This window comes from Methylobacterium sp. NPDC080182 (assembly GCF_050281105.1).
Classification (GTDB): Bacteria; Pseudomonadota; Alphaproteobacteria; order Rhizobiales; family Beijerinckiaceae; genus Methylobacterium.
The window spans coordinates 29,125-43,232 of sequence record NZ_JBNNWO010000023.1; the positions used below are offsets into that span (position 1 = coordinate 29,125).

At 72.9% G+C, this 14,108-nt stretch carries 14 protein-coding genes and 2 riboswitches; of the genes, 9 read left to right on the top strand and 5 right to left on the bottom strand.

Features of this window, described 5'->3' with window-relative positions:
* Positions 1 to 108: 108 nt before the first annotated feature.
* The 3 genes from ACQKQD_RS29275 to ACQKQD_RS29285 form a co-directional block, all read right to left on the bottom strand.
* Complete coding sequence (locus tag ACQKQD_RS29275) at positions 109 to 1,230, bottom strand: DSD1 family PLP-dependent enzyme (protein ID WP_056529946.1); 1,122 nt, start codon at positions 1,228 to 1,230, stop codon at positions 109 to 111.
* Between the two features lie 43 nt (positions 1,231 to 1,273).
* Positions 1,274 to 2,413 (bottom strand): pyridoxal-phosphate dependent enzyme, encoded by a 1,140-nt coding sequence (locus ACQKQD_RS29280; RefSeq protein WP_427510305.1) that lies wholly within the window; start codon positions 2,411 to 2,413, stop codon positions 1,274 to 1,276.
* Positions 2,414 to 2,567: 154 nt separating this feature from the next.
* Complete coding sequence (locus tag ACQKQD_RS29285; RefSeq protein ID WP_427510306.1) at positions 2,568 to 3,830, bottom strand: D-amino acid dehydrogenase; 1,263 nt, start codon at positions 3,828 to 3,830, stop codon at positions 2,568 to 2,570.
* Between the two features lie 65 nt (positions 3,831 to 3,895).
* Positions 3,896 to 4,005, bottom strand: a riboswitch (glycine riboswitch).
* 3 nt (positions 4,006 to 4,008) lie between these two features.
* Positions 4,009 to 4,111: riboswitch (glycine riboswitch) on the bottom strand.
* 196 nt (positions 4,112 to 4,307) lie between these two features.
* Here ACQKQD_RS29285 and ACQKQD_RS29290 point away from each other — a divergent pair.
* From ACQKQD_RS29290 to ACQKQD_RS29300, 3 genes are all read left to right on the top strand, one after another.
* Entirely contained in the window at positions 4,308 to 4,643 is a 336-nt protein-coding gene (locus ACQKQD_RS29290; protein WP_056529955.1) for a hypothetical protein, read from the top strand.
* Positions 4,644 to 4,831: 188 nt separating this feature from the next.
* Complete coding sequence (locus ACQKQD_RS29295; RefSeq protein ID WP_427510307.1) at positions 4,832 to 5,089, top strand: hypothetical protein; 258 nt, start codon at positions 4,832 to 4,834, stop codon at positions 5,087 to 5,089.
* A gap of 97 nt (positions 5,090 to 5,186) precedes the next feature.
* A complete protein-coding gene (locus ACQKQD_RS29300) occupies positions 5,187 to 5,792 on the top strand; it encodes a glutathione S-transferase (protein ID WP_091981296.1) in 606 nt (201 codons plus the stop codon).
* A gap of 51 nt (positions 5,793 to 5,843) precedes the next feature.
* Here the strand turns inward: ACQKQD_RS29300 and ACQKQD_RS29305 are convergent, their stop codons facing one another.
* Positions 5,844 to 6,317, bottom strand: coding sequence for a DoxX family membrane protein (locus ACQKQD_RS29305; RefSeq protein ID WP_042673314.1), 474 nt, complete (start codon positions 6,315 to 6,317; stop codon positions 5,844 to 5,846).
* A gap of 470 nt (positions 6,318 to 6,787) precedes the next feature.
* Here ACQKQD_RS29305 and ACQKQD_RS29310 point away from each other — a divergent pair, with 470 nt between their 5' ends.
* Positions 6,788 to 7,585, top strand: a complete 798-nt coding sequence (locus ACQKQD_RS29310; RefSeq protein WP_427510308.1) for a glycosyltransferase family 2 protein — start codon at positions 6,788 to 6,790, stop codon at positions 7,583 to 7,585.
* A gap of 77 nt (positions 7,586 to 7,662) precedes the next feature.
* Here ACQKQD_RS29310 and argE read toward each other — a convergent pair whose 3' ends face one another.
* The gene (gene argE, locus ACQKQD_RS29315) at positions 7,663 to 8,895 is read right to left on the bottom strand and encodes an acetylornithine deacetylase (RefSeq protein WP_427510309.1); all 1,233 of its coding nucleotides are present in this window, start codon (positions 8,893 to 8,895) and stop codon (positions 7,663 to 7,665) included.
* A 261-nt stretch (positions 8,896 to 9,156) separates the two neighbouring features.
* On the opposite strand from argE, the gene ACQKQD_RS29320 reads away from it, so the two are divergent.
* The 5 genes from ACQKQD_RS29320 (at position 9,157) to ACQKQD_RS29340 (ending at position 14,107) form a co-directional block, all read left to right on the top strand.
* A complete protein-coding gene (locus ACQKQD_RS29320; RefSeq protein ID WP_427510310.1) occupies positions 9,157 to 9,492 on the top strand; it encodes a hypothetical protein in 336 nt (111 codons plus the stop codon).
* 67 nt (positions 9,493 to 9,559) lie between these two features.
* Positions 9,560 to 10,426, top strand: coding sequence for an alpha/beta hydrolase (locus tag ACQKQD_RS29325; RefSeq protein ID WP_427510311.1), 867 nt, complete (start codon positions 9,560 to 9,562; stop codon positions 10,424 to 10,426).
* A gap of 190 nt (positions 10,427 to 10,616) precedes the next feature.
* On the top strand, positions 10,617 to 12,542 hold the full coding sequence (locus ACQKQD_RS29330) for a sensor histidine kinase (protein WP_427510312.1): 1,926 nt from the start codon (positions 10,617 to 10,619) through the stop codon (positions 12,540 to 12,542).
* A 365-nt stretch (positions 12,543 to 12,907) separates the two neighbouring features.
* A complete protein-coding gene (locus tag ACQKQD_RS29335) occupies positions 12,908 to 13,261 on the top strand; it encodes a hypothetical protein (protein ID WP_020095514.1) in 354 nt (117 codons plus the stop codon).
* Positions 13,262 to 13,429: 168 nt separating this feature from the next.
* On the top strand, positions 13,430 to 14,107 hold the full coding sequence (locus ACQKQD_RS29340) for a carbonic anhydrase (protein ID WP_020095513.1): 678 nt from the start codon (positions 13,430 to 13,432) through the stop codon (positions 14,105 to 14,107).
* Position 14,108: the final 1 nt, after the last annotated feature.

Sequence of the window (14,108 nt, forward strand, 5' to 3'; positions counted from 1 at the left end):
GAGTCATGGTTTCGAAAGGTCGAGACCTTTCGCGGGTATCGGGCGGAGCCCGATGTCGGGGCGCCGCCCCGACGCCCCGCCGAAGGGCCTCGGCCCTTCGGAATCCCGTTACAACGTCATGCCGCGGGCGGTGACCGGCCAGATCGCCTCGACGCGGCCGTTCCGCACGCCCACGTACCAGTCGTAGACGTTGACCGTCGGGTCGCAATGGCCGGGGATCAGTTTCAGGCGCTCGTTGAGCTTCAGCACGTTGCCGGGATCGCTGATCACCCCGTGCTCGTCCGAGCACTTGACGTACTCGACGTCGTCCCGGCCGAAGACCACCGGCAGCCCGCTGTCGATGCTCTGCGCCTTCAGGCCGGCATCGCAGATCGCGACGTCCGCCTTCGCCTTGCTCATGATCGCCGTGTAGATGAACAGGCTGTTCTCGAACTCCGCGATCGGTCGCCCGTCCGCGTCCTTCACCCGCTGGTAGTCGGCGTCCATGAAGACGTAGGAACCGCATTGCAGCTCGTTGTAGACGCCGCTGCCGCCCTCCATGGCGAAGCTGCCGGTGCCGGCCCCCGCCACGATGGCGCAGTCGAGCCCTTCGGCCTTGAGCAGGTCGACGGTGCGCTTCGTCTCGTCGATCGCCGTCTGGATCAGGGCCTTCCGCTCGCCGAAATCGCGCACGTGCTGGGCCTTGCCCTGGTAGGCCTGCAGGCCCGCGAAGCGCAGGCCCGGCGCCGCCGCGATCTTCTTCGCGATCGCCACGGCGGGCTCGCCCGGCGCGACGCCGCAGCGGCCGGCGCCGACGTCGATCTCCACGAGGCACTCGAGGGTGACGCCGTACCGGACCGCCGCCGCCGAGAGGTCGTCGACATTGCCGAGGTCGTCGACGCAGACCAGCACCCGCGCGCGGGTAGCGAGCGCCGCGAGGCGCTCGATCTTCTTCGGCGCCACCACCTGGTTGGAGACCAGCACGTCGCGGATGCCGGCGCTCACCAGCGCCTCGGCCTCGCTGACCTTCTGGCAGCAGACGCCGCAGGCGCCGCCCCGCTCCATCTGCAGGACCGTGATGTCGGACGACTTGTGGGTCTTGGCGTGCGCCCGGTGGCGCAGGCCGTGCGCCTTCATGAAGCGTCCGAGCGTGTCGACGTTGCGCTCGAGGGCGTCGAGGTCGACCAGCAGGCAGGGGGTGTCCACCTCCTCGACCGGCATCCCGACGGTGGCGGGGATGTTGTTGCGCATGGTGTGTCCTCCTGAACGCGTGCGGATCTCGTGGGGGCCGGGATTACGGGGCGAGGCCCAGAAGCTCGGCGATGCGCGGCGTCGCCTTGATGCCGGTGCCGGTGAGCACCACCACGGTGGTCTCCCCGGGCCGGATCGCGCCGCGCGCGGTGAGGTCGGTGAGCGCCGCCGCCGCCATGGCGCAGGTCGGCTCGACGTAGAGGCCCGAGCGGGCGAGCTCCATCAGGGCGGCCTCGATGGCCTCCTCGGAGACCGCCACGGTGCCGCCGCCGGAGCGGCGGAGCGCCGCCAGCACCTCCCGGCCGCGGACCGGCTGGGCGATCGAGGCGCCCTCGGCCAGCGTCGGGCGCGGGGTGACCGGCACGAAATCCGCGGCGCCGGCCTCGAAACCCGCGTGCAGGGGGGCGCAATGGGCCGGCTGGACCGCGTAGAGCCGCGGCAGGCGGGCGATCGCCCCCCGGCGCAGCAGCTCCGAGAAGCCGATATCGCAGCCGAGGATGTTGCTGCCGGCCCCGCACGGGATGATCACGGCGTCGGGCGCGGTGAAGCCCAGATCCTCCCACAGCTCGTAGGCCAGCGTCTTGGTGCCCTGGAGGAAATGGGCCTGCCAGTTGTGGCTGGCGTAGAAGATCGACTCCGCTTGGGCGACGGCCGCGTCGGCGGTGTCCTGGCGGGTGCCGGGCACCAGCTCGACCTCGGCGCCGGCGGCCCGCATCTGGACGGTCTTGGCCGGCGAGGTCGAGGCCGGGACCAGGATCTTGGCCCGCATCCCGGCGGCCGCCGCGTAGGTCGCCACCGCGGCGCCGCCGTTCCCGGAGGAATCCTCCAGCACCGCGTCGATCCCCTGCTGGCGCAGGATCGACAGCATCACGGCGGCGCCCCGGTCCTTGAAGCTGCCGGAGGGCGCGAACCACTCGAGCTTGAAATGGGCGTGGCCGCCCCGCCAGGGCCGGCGCACCAGCGGGGTGCAGCCCTCGCCCAGCGTGACCGGGTCGGCCACCGCCACCGGCAGGGCGGCGGCGTAGCGCCAGAGGGAGCGCCGGCCCGTGTCGATCTCCGCCCGCCCGATTCCCGGCAGGTCGGTGATCATCAGCGGACCGCACGTCTCGGAGCGCCAGCGCGGCGTCTCGATCGGGTAGGTCGCCCCGGTCGCGGGGTCGAGATAGGCGGGAGACGAGGGCATCGCGGCTCGGGTTCCGGGGTGGTTCGGAAAGAGAATACAAAATAATCTTCGACGGCGCGCCCCCGGTTCGAGGATGGGACGGCGCGCCGCGCTGCGCGTCAGGGCTCTGCCCTGACAACCTGCCGAAGGGCCTCGGGCCCTTCGGAGACCCGGGTCAGGCCGCGAGCGGCAGGATCGTCGGCTCCGGGGCGTGCTCGGCGGCGACCGCCCCGGCGACGAGCTCGGCGGTGGCGCCCGAGAGGGTCCATCCGAGATGGCCGTGCCCGGTGTTGTAGAAGATTCCGGGCAGTCGGCCGCGGCCGACCTTGGGCAGCATGGTCGGCAGCATCGGTCGCAGCCCGCTCCAGGCCACCACCCGGTCGGTGTCGACGCGCGGGAACTGCTCGCGGGTCCAGTCGACCAGCGGCTCGATCCGGTCGTGGCGGATGTCGCGGTTGAAGCCGTTGAACTCGGCGGTGCCGGCGACCCGCAGGCGCTCGTCGCCGAGGCGGCTGGTGACGATCTTGGCCGCCTCGTCGAGGATGCTCACCTCCGGGGCCGCCGCCTGCGCCTCCGGGGTCAGCAGGTTCACGGTGATCGAGTAGCCCTTCACCGGGTAGACGTTGACCCGGTCGCCCAGCATCGCCGCGAAGTGCCGGCTGGCGCAGCCCGCGCAGACCACCACCGCGTCGGCCCGCAGGACCCGCGCGTCGCCGGCCGGCCGGCCCGCTTCGCGCCAGCCGACGGCGTAGCCCCCCTCCCCGGGCGCGATCGTCTCGACGCTGGCGTCCTGGACGAAGCGGACGCCCTTGCGCGCGCAGGCGGTCGCGAGGCCGCGGGTGAATTTGTGGATGTCGCCGGTGGCGTCCGAGGGCGTGAAGAAGCCGCCGTGGTAGCGCCCGGCCAGCGTCGGCTCGATCGCCCGGATCTCCTCGGGGGTCACGGCGTAGCGCTCCAGGCCGCCCTCCCGCAGCAGGGCGTTGACGGCGGTCGCCTTCTCGAAGCTCGCCCGGTCCCGGTAGAAGTGCAGGATGCCGCGGGTCTTCAGGTCGAAGTCGATCCCCTCGGCCTCGGCCATGGCGAACAGGGCCTCCCGGGCCTTCAGCGCCAGCCGCACCGTCTCCACGGTGTTCTCCCGGTAATGGGCGATCTCGCGGACGAACTCGGCCATCCACGACAGCTTGTGCCAGGAGGGCTTGGGATTCATCAGCAGCGGCGCGTCCCGGCGCAGCATCCAGCGCAGGCCCTGCATCACCGTGGAGAGCTTGTTCCAGACCTCGGCGTTGCAGGCCGAGAGCTGGCCGCCATTGGCGAAGGAGGTCTCCATGGCGGCGTAGCGCTGCCGGTCGAGGACGGTGACGCGGTAGCCGCGCTGGGCGAGCGCGTAGGCGGTCGTCACGCCGGTGATGCCGGCGCCGATCACGGCGATGTGGGTCATGAGCTTGGACTCCGGGACTGGACGCGTGGAGGCCGCCCTCGAGCGGTCGGCCGGTTGCGCGCCCCATCTGTCCCGGTGCCTGAGAGCTTGATCCGACCCGCCCTGGCGAGGCGAGGCACGGACGTCCCCTTCGGCGGGTGCCCACGGTTTCAGCCCGCTGCACCACTCTCCAGATCGCCCTGACGACACGGTTCCGGTGCCTGAGAGTTTCCGGGGCGGTTGCTCCGTCGGCGCCGGGTCCCCTCTGCTGGGAAGATCCCGGTCTCTCCCGCATCGTCACGATGGGCTGTCCCTGAATACGCCGACCGGCCGCGGGGGAGAAGCCCGTCCGTCCCGCCGGCGGCCGATTCCGCCGACAGCCGGTGCGCGTTGTCACCGCCGGAGCGCTGCCGGAGCGCTGCCGGATCATCGCGGGGAGCGATCCCCGCCGCCGGCGGTTGACCCGGGGGTTTGACGGGGACTTCCGGGGGACGGCCGATGCTGACCAGGACCGCGATCTACGAGGGCACGGTGCGCGACGGGCGGGAGGAGGAGTTCTTCCGCCGGGTCCGGGACGAGCTGGAGCCGTTCTGGCGGCGGTTCCCGGGCGTCACCGCCGTGCGGGTCCAGCGCCTCGTCTCCAAGGACGACGACGCGCGGCCGATCGCCATGATCCTGGAGATGGACTTCCCCGACCAGGCGGCCCTGGACGCCTGCCTCGCCTCGTCGATCCGCCCGGAATCGCACGCCGCCACCGAGGCGGTGATGCAGATGTTCGACGGCCGCTTCTACCATCTGGTCAGCGCCGGACGGACCTTGTCGCTGGTGGATTGAGATCAGGTCCCGGGACGCCGATGACCGACCATATTCACCGCCGTATTTACCGTACATAAACCGAGACTGACAGATTCATATCTTCTAGAGACAAAACTATTCGCCTACACACCAGTCGAACCAACCCTCTTAAGGGTCTCGGTGCAGCTTGTGCCCGAGCGACACCCTTGGTTCAGGCGGACGGCGCGATGGCGAAGTGGATACCTGGCGCGGCCGTCTTCGGTCTCCTGTGCCTGATGATCATCCCGGCCCCCGGGATCTGGGGCGTCCTGATCGGGGCCGCCTGCGTGCTCGCCATCGTCGGCAGCCTGTGCATGCTCGTCCTCGATCGGGTGGCGAGCGCCATCCTCGTCTGGCGCCAGCGGGTGCGGGTGCGACGCCCGAGTTCGGGCCGGAGCCGCAGCCGGGTGGTCCATGCCGGCGCCAGGGTGACCCGGAAGGTCTGAGCCTCCGGCGGGGCGCCGGGGACTGGATTCCCCGCGGTATCGGTGCAAGGTCCCGGCGCCGCGATCACGGCGCCTGAGACCAAACCGGGACGGTCCGATGAAGCTCCTCTACTCCCCCGCCTCTCCCTACGCCCGCAAGGTGCTGGTCCTCGCCCACGAGACGGGACTGATCGACCGGATCGCCGTCACCGTCGCGGGGGCCTCGCCGACCGGCCCCTCCGCGGAGGTCGCCGCCCACAATCCGCTGGGCAAGATCCCCGCCCTGGTGCTGGAGGACGGCACAGCCCTCTACGACAGCCGGGTGATCTGCGAGTATCTCGACAACCTCTCCGCCGGCCCGCGCCTGTTCCCCGAGGGCGCCGCCCGCTGGGACGCGCTGACCCGGCAGGCGCTCGCCGACGGCCTGCTCGATGCGGCGCTGCTCACCCGCTACGAGCGGGTGCTGCGTCCCGAGCCCCACCGCTGGGACGCCTGGGAGGCCGGTCAGGTCGGCAAGATCCGCGCGGCGCTGGACCGGTTCGAGAGCCTGGTCGGCGGGATGCCGGCGCTGGATATCGGCACGGTCGCGCTGGGCTGCGCGCTCGGCTACCTGGACCTGCGCTTCCCCGATCTCGCGTGGCGGGAGGGCCGCCCGGCGGTCGCCGCCTGGTACGCGGAGTTCGAGCGCCGCCCGTCCATGGAAGCCACCGTGCCGAAGGGCTGAGGGCCTCGCCGCGCCGAGCCCCGCAGATCGCGCCCCGCAGACCGCGCCCCGCTACGGCCGGGCCCGGTCGGCGATCGCGTAGGGATGGGTCGATCCGAGCGGATCGGCGAGGAAGTCCTGGACCGTCCCGGCGCCGGTGCCGAAGGTGATGAGCAGGAAGCCGCCCGCCAGCGCGAAGTTCTTCAGGAAGTCCCAGAACAGCTCGCGGCCCCTGCCCCCGGCCCAGAAATCCCCCGGCACCCAGAACTGCTTCCACAGCAGCGCCGTAACCCCGCAATAGCCGGCGAGCACGAAGGCGGCGGCCCGGTCGGCGGTCCCGGTCAGGATGCACAGCGACATCCCGATCTCGACGCAGAGCCCGATCAGGATCAGCGCCGCCGCGGGCGCGGTGGCGTGCACGGCCTGCCGCGCCTGCCCGACCGCGCCCCTGAAGTTCAGGATCTTGTCGAGGGCGCTGAACGGCAGGAACAGCAGCACGAGGAGCAGGCGGACGCCGAACGCGATCGCGACGCTGAGGCTGGCCATGCTCTGAAGGGTCTCCCTCAACCCGGCCCGGTGCGGACCGCTGATCCAAGGCGGTGATCCAAGGCGCTGATCCAAGCCGCGAGCGGCGCGAAGGTTTCCTCCGCGACGGGCCGGTGCCGGCCGGGAGGGGCTCTGCCGCCCGGCATGCCGCGCTTCTTCGAGCGAGGGTGGCATCGCGGCAACAATGATTCAAGCCGTTTCGCGAAAATAATGGAACACCGGAAATTTTCAGAATTTCGGATCGATTCTCGGCCGACCGATCGATCTCGATGTATACAGTAGCTCAGAATCTTTTCGACTATTATTGAACTCAACCCGAACCGATCGCCCGAGACTTGACAGGCACGGTCCGGTCTCGGCTCCAGTTCTGCAAGTCTCTCTCGGTCGACGCGCGGTGATCACGCGTGACGGCGCGCGGATCGGGGGAACCGGACCGCAAACCGTATCCGCAGAACCGGCGAGCCTTGACCATGCGAATCGCGATCATCACGCCGTCGCGGCTCAAACCCTCGACCCTGGCCGGAGAGGCCGGCCCGTACTTCCTGGAGCACGCGATCGCGAGCGCCAACGCCCAGGAGCTCGACCGGCCGGCGACGATCCACTTCTTCGTCGGGACCGATCCCGGGACCGAGATCCCGGCACGGCTCGCCGCGCACCCGCAGGTCACCTTCGCGCGAGGCGCGCGCAAGGGCCAGATCCCCGCGCTGAACGCCGCCATCGCCGCCGTCGACGACAGCTGGGACCTCGTCGGCTTCCTCGAGGACGACGATCGCTGGCTGCCGCCCTATCTGGGCGTCGCCGTCCGCGCCCTGGACCGCTTCGATTTCGTCTCCTCGACGCAGCTCGAGACCGACGAGGCCGGCGAGGTGGTGCGGATCAACGACTTCGCGACGCCGTCGGGCTGGCTGATGCGGCGGACGACCTTCGCGCAGGTCGGCGCGATCAGCCCGGCCGCGAAGTGGCACTACGACAACGAGTGGCTCGGCCGCCTCGCCGAGACCGGCCTGCGCCGCGCCCACCTCGTCGAGGCGACGGCGCCCGTCACGCTGCAGCACGCTTCCCTGGTCCGCCCGTGGCTCGTCAACGTCCTCCAGCTCGGCGGCCCCAACGTGCAGCTCGCGCGCCACGGCTTCGTCCTGCCGCTGGTGTGCCGCCTCGTGCATCCGGGCTCCGGAAGCTCGGATGTCGGCCAGGGCGGGACGTCGAGGGCCGAGAGCGAGGCCGAGTACCGGCGGCTGGTCGACCGCTTCGGCCGCATCCCCTGGTGAGATCGCCCTGGTGAGATCGCGCCGCGCGGCGGAGGCTCCGCGGACCGGCGGCGCGCCCGACCGGCGCGGAGGCCGGTTCAGCCCGGGAGCGCAACCTGGGACGCCGCCGCGGAGCCGGTCACGCAGGCGCCGATCAGCCGCCGCACGAAGCCCGCGCAGGCCGCGAGTTCGTCCCGGGTGACGTACTCGTCCGCCCGGTGGGCGCGCGCGATCGAGCCCGGCCCGATCACCACGGCCGGCACGCCGCCGAGCCGCTCGAACAGCCCGCCCTCCGTGCCGTACGAGACCTTGGCGTGGCCGTTGCGGCCCGCGAGGCGCTTGGCCAGGGTCACGATCGCCGCCTCCGGATCGGTGTCGAGGCCCGGATAATCGATCAGCGGCTCGACCGCGACGCCGCAGGCCGGATCGCCGGCCCGCATCAGCGGCGCCAGCGTCCCGGTGGCGTAGGCGATCGCGGACGCCGCCAGCGCGGCGGCATCGTCCGCGCCGATCGCCCGGTACTCGAACTCGACGCTGCAGCTGTCGGGCACGATGTTGAGCGCCGATCCGCCCCGGACCACGCTCGACAGGCCGGTGGTGTGGGGCACGTCGTAGAGCGCGTCGCGGGCGCCGTCCCGGGCGATGGCCTCCGCCGACAGGCGGACATGCTCGATGAAGCGGGCGGCGTACTCGACCGCGTTGACCCCCTGGGGCGCCAGGGCCGAGTGGCTGGCCTTGCCGCGGAAGGTGAGGCGGGCGGCCGATTTGCCCTTGTGGCCGACCACCACGTCCATCCCGGTCGGCTCGCCCACGAAGCAGCCGAGCGGCCGCGGCACGCGCTCGAGCATCCGGGCGATCAGCGGGCGCACGCCGAGGCACCCGATCTCCTCGTCGTACGAGATCGCGATGTGGATCGGGGTGGCGAGTTCCGCCGCGACCATCTCGGGCAGGAGCGCGAGGCAGACCGCGAGGAACCCCTTCATGTCGGAGGTGCCGCGCCCGTAGAGCCGCCCGCCCTCCTCCCGCAGGACGAACGGGTCCGACGACCAGGGCTGGCCGTCGGTCGGCACCACGTCGCTGTGGCCGGAGAGCACGTAGCCGGGGCGCGTCTCGAAAGGCCCGACGCTGACCAGCAGCGCCGCCTTCCGGCCCGTCGGATCCGGCACCCGCTCGACCGCGGCGCCGAGGTCGCGGCAATAGGCCTCCGCCCAGTCGATCAGAGGCAGGTTCGAGCGGGCGCTCACCGTGTCGAAGGCGACGAGCGCGGCGAGCAGCGCCGCCGGATCGGGCGTGCCGGGGCGCGGCGTGGCGGTCTGTGCGGACTCTGTCATGGATCCCATGTCGTGGGGAGGCCGTGGGGAGGTCTTGGCTGGGTCTTGGCTGGGTCTTGGCCAGGTCTTGGCCGGGCCGCGGCCGGCACACCGCCCCTCCCGAATCGGTTTCGGAGGGGCGCGGCGTCCGCCGGAGTTCTCGGCCTTCCGGGGATCCAGGGCAATGCCCGGCCGGGCCGGCGCCGCTCCGGAACCGGGACGACGTTCGGGCGTAGCCGCCGGGTAGGGCCCCTTCGGCCCGCTCGTCCCGGAGCCCCGACCATGCGTCCCGGTCCCGCCCCGATCCTCGCCGTCCTCCTGTCGACGCTCCTCTTGCCGACGCTCCTCCTGCCGACGGCCCCGCTGCTGGCCGCCCCGGCCGAGGCCCGCCGGCAGGCCGGTCCCCCCGCCGGGCGACCGCATCACCGCGCGGCCTCCGACATGGACCTGACCCTCGCCCGCATGGCGGCGCGCGACCGGCCGCTCTGGCGGGTCTGGCAGCGGCCCCGGCCCCTCGCCCGCACGGTCGCGCCGGCGACGCGCGAGCGGGTCGCGGCGCCGCCGCTCACGGGCTGGGGCTACGGCGGCACCGTCCCGGGTGCCGCGCCCGGCTTCTGAACCGCCTCGACCCGGGCCCGGCCGCCTGCCATGGTGCGGGCGACCGCAGCGGCCCGAGACGGACACGATGGTGCTGGAGTTCCGCCTGGACGATCCGACCCCCGCGGATCCGCGCCGCCGCTGGGACACCCTCGCGCAGGAGGCGCGGGACGCCTGCTACGATAACACCCGCGCGGTGGCCGACAGCGCCGCCCAGGTGGCCGCCCGGGACGCGGCCTCGGCCGCCTATCGGGCGGCGCATCCGGCCGGCCTCGACGTGCCCTACGGCCCCGGCGCCCGCAACGCCCTCGACCTCTACCCGGCGCGGGACGCGGCGGCGCCCTGCCTGGTCTTCATCCATGGGGGCTACTGGCAGCGGGGCGCCCGGGAGCTGTTCGCCTGCTTCGCGGAGGGCCCGAACGCCGCCGGCTGGTCGGTGGCGATGGTCGGCTACACCCTGGCGCCGGAGGCGAGCCTTTCCCGGATCGTGGCGGAGATCGGCGCGGCCCTCGACTGGCTGGCCGCCCACGGGGCCGCGCGCGGGATCCGCGGTCTCCTGATCCTGTCGGGCTGGTCGGCGGGCGGGCTGCTCACCGCGATGCAGCTCGGCCATCCGGCGGTGGCGGCGGGTCTGGCGATCTCCGGCGTCTACGACCTCGCGCCGATCCGCCAGACCTCCCTGGACGCCAAGCTGAGCCTCACCGACGGCGAGATCGAGACCCTGTCGCCCCTGCGGCTCCCGGTGATCGCGAAGCCGCTCTGCATCGCCTACGGCTCCCGCGAACTGCCGGCGCTGATTCACGACGCCCGCAACCTGCACGCCCTGCGGGCGGCGGCCCACGCCCCCGGCTCCCTGCTGCCGGTCCCCGGGGCCGAGCACTTCTCGGTGCTCGACGCCCTGCGCCGGCCGGGCGGGCTCCTGGTCCGGGCGGCCCACGCCCTTCTCGAGGACTGAGGCCCCGGCCGGCAGCCCGGACCGCACCCAGACGCCGGGGGGACGACGGGGTGCAGATTTGCAACTCCCGATAGAAATTCTGCATCGCCGAGGCCCGTTTCCGCCTTGCTGAGGCCTGCCCCGCGTGCTGAGACGGGATCGCGGGCACGATCTCCCTCCACCGGGAGCCGGCCGATCCCAGGGAGATCGGATGCAAGCGGTCGCGCGATCGGAATCCCTTGCGGCGCCCTGCGCCGGCCCCGCGGACCGGACCGGCCGCCGCGGCGGATGGCGTGACCGGTGGCGCGCGCCGCGGCTGCGCGTCGTGCTGGCCCTGGGTTTCGGCACGCTCGGCTTCCTGACGACCCTGACGCTCGCCGCCCTGGTGAGCCGCGAGGCGACCCGACGGCTCGAGGCGGAGGTCGGCGGCCAGCTCGCCGAGATCGCCGGTCAGATGGCCCGGGGCCTCGATATCGGGATGTTCGAGCGCTGGCGCGACATCCAGATCGCCGCCGCCTCGGACAGTCTGCGCGATCCCGGGACCGGAACGGCCGCCAAGCGCGCCGTGATGGAGCGGCTCCAGGCGACCTACCCGGCCTACTCGATCATCGGGCTGATCGACGCCGACGGGCGCTTCTCCGTCACCAGCACCGGCGCCCTGGAGGGCGCCGACGTCTCCGGCCGCGACTATTTCCGCGGCGGCCGCGCGGGCCCCTACGTGGGCGACGTGCACCCGGCCAAGCTCCTCGAGGCGCTGATGCCCCCGGACGAGGCCGCCGCGCGCGCGGCGTCGCGCGAGCCCCTGCGGCTCCTCGACGTCGCGGCGCCGGTGCGGGCGACGGACGGCCGCGTCCTCGGGGTGCTGGCCGCCCATCTCGACTGGACCTGGGCGCGCGACATGGCCCGCATCCTCGAGGCTGGCCTCCGGGGCCACCGCCAGGGCGCCGAGATCCTGATCCTGTCCCGCGACGGCACCGTGCTCCTCGGGCCGCCCGCCCTGCAGGGCGCCCCCCTGCCCCGCTCGGTCCTGGCGGGCGGCCGGCCCCTCGATCCGGAGGGCACGAGCCGGGTCGGCCCCTGGCCGGACGACGCCGCGTATCTCAGCGCCCGCGCGTCCACGGCCGGCCACCGCGACTATCCGGGCCTCGGCTGGCAGGTGGTGGTGCGGCAGACGGCCGACCGGGCCCTGACCTCGGTGGCGGCCCTGCGCGGGGGCATCCTGGCGGCGGGCAGCGCGGTGGCCCTCGCGGCGGCGCTGCTCGCGTGGCTGCTCGCGGGCCTGATCGCCCGCCCCCTGCTGGATCTGGCGGTCGCCGCCGAGACCCTGGGCCGCGATCAGCCCCTGCCGACGCTGCCGCGCTCCCTCGTGCGCGAGGGCGCGACGATCGCCGACGCCCTCGCGGCGGCGGCGGACGAGCGGGCCCGGCGCGCCGAGACCCACCGGCTGCTGATCGACGAACTCAATCACCGGGTGAAGAATACCCTCGCCACCGTGCAGGCGATGGCGGCGCAGAGCCTGAAGAATCTGGGCGCCGGCGCGGCGGCCGGGCGCGACGCCTTCGAGGCGCGGCTCCTCGCCCTGTCGCGCGCCCACGACATCCTGACCCGCGAGAGCTGGGCGAGCGCGGATCTGCGCGGCATCGCCGCCCAGGCGGTGCGGCCCTTCCTGGGTCCGGACCCCGCGGGCGGCGATCCGTCGAACCGGGATTCCTCCGGTCGGGAGACTTCGGATCGTGACCCTGCGGACCGGGACGCTCCGGGTGCGAACACCCCGCGCATCACCCTGGACGGCCCCGACCTGCGGCTGCCGCCCGAAGGCGCCCTCGCGCTCACGATGATCCTGCACGAATTGTGCACCAACGCGGTCAAGCACGGCGCCCTGTCGGTTCCGGGCGGGCGGGCCGCGCTGGCCTGGACGGTGGAGGCGGGTCCGGACACCGAGACCCTGCGGCTGACCTGGCGCGAGTGCGGCGGCCCGCCGGTCGTCTCGCCGTCGCGGAAGGGGTTCGGCACCCGCCTGCTCGAGCGGGGCCTCGCCGGAGGCAGGACCGCCAGCCTCACCTACGAGGCCGGCGGCCTCGTCTACGTGGCGGCCAATCCCCTGCCCGCGGCGCGTCTCCACACCGGACGGGCCTGACCCCGCTCCGGCCCGGGCGACCGTCGTCCCGACCGCACCCGACAGCGCGCGCGTCCGCGGTGCGAGGGCGGCCGCGCGGCCCTGCGCGCCGCGGACTCGCGCCGGAAGGACACGCTCCTGAAGGACACGCTCCTGAAGGACACGCTCCGCGCCGTCGGCGCCAGATCTGTCCTTAATCCCGGCCGCTCTCTCAAGATGGACAAAGACGTGCGCGGACGCACACGATAGTACTTACGCCACGGATTAAAGCTTTCGTCGATACAATGTGCCGATGCGCACACGCTATTCCGAAAATGTAGACTAGGGTCGACTTATCGGCAGGGATGCGGTGTCCCTCGCCACAAGTCGAACAGCGAGGAAACGTCATGATCCAGTCCCGCACCCAGTCCCGACATCTCCCGGTTCGCGGCCACGCGGCCGGTCCCGCCTTCGGCCTCGCCCTCGGCCTCGTGGTCGGAATCCTCGGAGCGCCCCTGGCGGCGCAGGCGGGCGAAGGCGGCGGCGGGAGCCGGCAGGCCGCCGGCGGCGGCCACATGAGCTCCTACATCAACGACCCGCACCACGACCCGCGCTCGCTGCACTCGCAGCGCTCCGGGTCCGGGCAGCTCCTCGGGGCGCCGATGGTTCACGACAGGGCCGGGGCCACCGTGGCGCGCGGCCAGGTCGTCGACCCGCACTGGGCCTCCGGAACCGCGGAGCGCCGCCGGGTCCGTCGCTGAGACTTCGGAGGCCGGGCCTCCGACGCGACACCCGACACGTCACCCGACACCGAGACCCGCCGCCCGGCCCCTCCGGCCGGGCGGAGCCGACCGAACACCGCTGCGCGCTCCGGCGCATCGCCCTTCCCCGCTCTCGCCTTCCGGTTCTCCCGGCCTCAGGGACCCTTCATGAACAACCTCATCCAGGGCATCGCCAGCTTCCAGGGCAGCGTCTTCCCCGGCCAGCGGCAGATGTACCAGCAGCTGGTGCGCGACGGTCAGCACCCGAGCGCGCTGATCATCGCCTGCGCGGATTCCAGGGTCTCGCCCGAGCACATCACCCAGGCGGGACCCGGAGACCTGTTCGTCTGCCGCAACGCCGGCAACATCGTGCCCCCGGCCTCCGACGTGGTCGGCGGCGTCTCCTCGGCGATCGAGTACGCCGTGGTGGCCCTCGGCGTGCGCGACATCGTGGTCTGCGGCCACTCGGATTGCGGCGCCATGAAGGGGCTGATGAACCGGGACCTGCTCAAGCGGATGCCCAGCGTCGCGGCCTGGCTGCGCCACGCCGAGGCCGCCGAGCGGATCGTCTGCGAGGCCTATCCCGAGGGGATGGACGCCCAGGCCCGCCACCACGCCCTGGCCCTGGAGAACGTGGTGGTCCAGCTCGCCAACCTGCGCACCCATCCGAGCGTCGCCGCCGCCCTGGCCAAGGGCTCCCTGCGGCTGCACGGCTGGTTCTTCGAGATCGAGACCGGTGCCCTCCTGGCCTACGACGGCGCGAGCGGGCAATTCCGGCCGATCGCCGGGGCCGACATGCCCGTGGCGCAGGATTCCTCCGCCAGCAGCCGCCTGCAGGCGGCCTGAC

Coding starts and splice junctions, on each gene's coding strand:
- ACQKQD_RS29275 (WP_056529946.1), bottom strand. CDS start 1,230: ATGCGCAACAACATCCCCGCCACCGTCGGGATGCCGGTCGAGGAGGTG.
- ACQKQD_RS29280 (WP_427510305.1), bottom strand. CDS start 2,413: ATGCCCTCGTCTCCCGCCTATCTCGACCCCGCGACCGGGGCGACCTAC.
- ACQKQD_RS29285 (WP_427510306.1), bottom strand. CDS start 3,830: ATGACCCACATCGCCGTGATCGGCGCCGGCATCACCGGCGTGACGACC.
- ACQKQD_RS29290 (WP_056529955.1), top strand. CDS start 4,308: ATGCTGACCAGGACCGCGATCTACGAGGGCACGGTGCGCGACGGGCGG.
- ACQKQD_RS29295 (WP_427510307.1), top strand. CDS start 4,832: ATGGCGAAGTGGATACCTGGCGCGGCCGTCTTCGGTCTCCTGTGCCTG.
- ACQKQD_RS29300 (WP_091981296.1), top strand. CDS start 5,187: ATGAAGCTCCTCTACTCCCCCGCCTCTCCCTACGCCCGCAAGGTGCTG.
- ACQKQD_RS29305 (WP_042673314.1), bottom strand. CDS start 6,317: ATGGCCAGCCTCAGCGTCGCGATCGCGTTCGGCGTCCGCCTGCTCCTC.
- ACQKQD_RS29310 (WP_427510308.1), top strand. CDS start 6,788: ATGCGAATCGCGATCATCACGCCGTCGCGGCTCAAACCCTCGACCCTG.
- argE (WP_427510309.1), bottom strand. CDS start 8,895: ATGACAGAGTCCGCACAGACCGCCACGCCGCGCCCCGGCACGCCCGAT.
- ACQKQD_RS29320 (WP_427510310.1), top strand. CDS start 9,157: ATGCGTCCCGGTCCCGCCCCGATCCTCGCCGTCCTCCTGTCGACGCTC.
- ACQKQD_RS29325 (WP_427510311.1), top strand. CDS start 9,560: ATGGTGCTGGAGTTCCGCCTGGACGATCCGACCCCCGCGGATCCGCGC.
- ACQKQD_RS29330 (WP_427510312.1), top strand. CDS start 10,617: ATGCAAGCGGTCGCGCGATCGGAATCCCTTGCGGCGCCCTGCGCCGGC.
- ACQKQD_RS29335 (WP_020095514.1), top strand. CDS start 12,908: ATGATCCAGTCCCGCACCCAGTCCCGACATCTCCCGGTTCGCGGCCAC.
- ACQKQD_RS29340 (WP_020095513.1), top strand. CDS start 13,430: ATGAACAACCTCATCCAGGGCATCGCCAGCTTCCAGGGCAGCGTCTTC.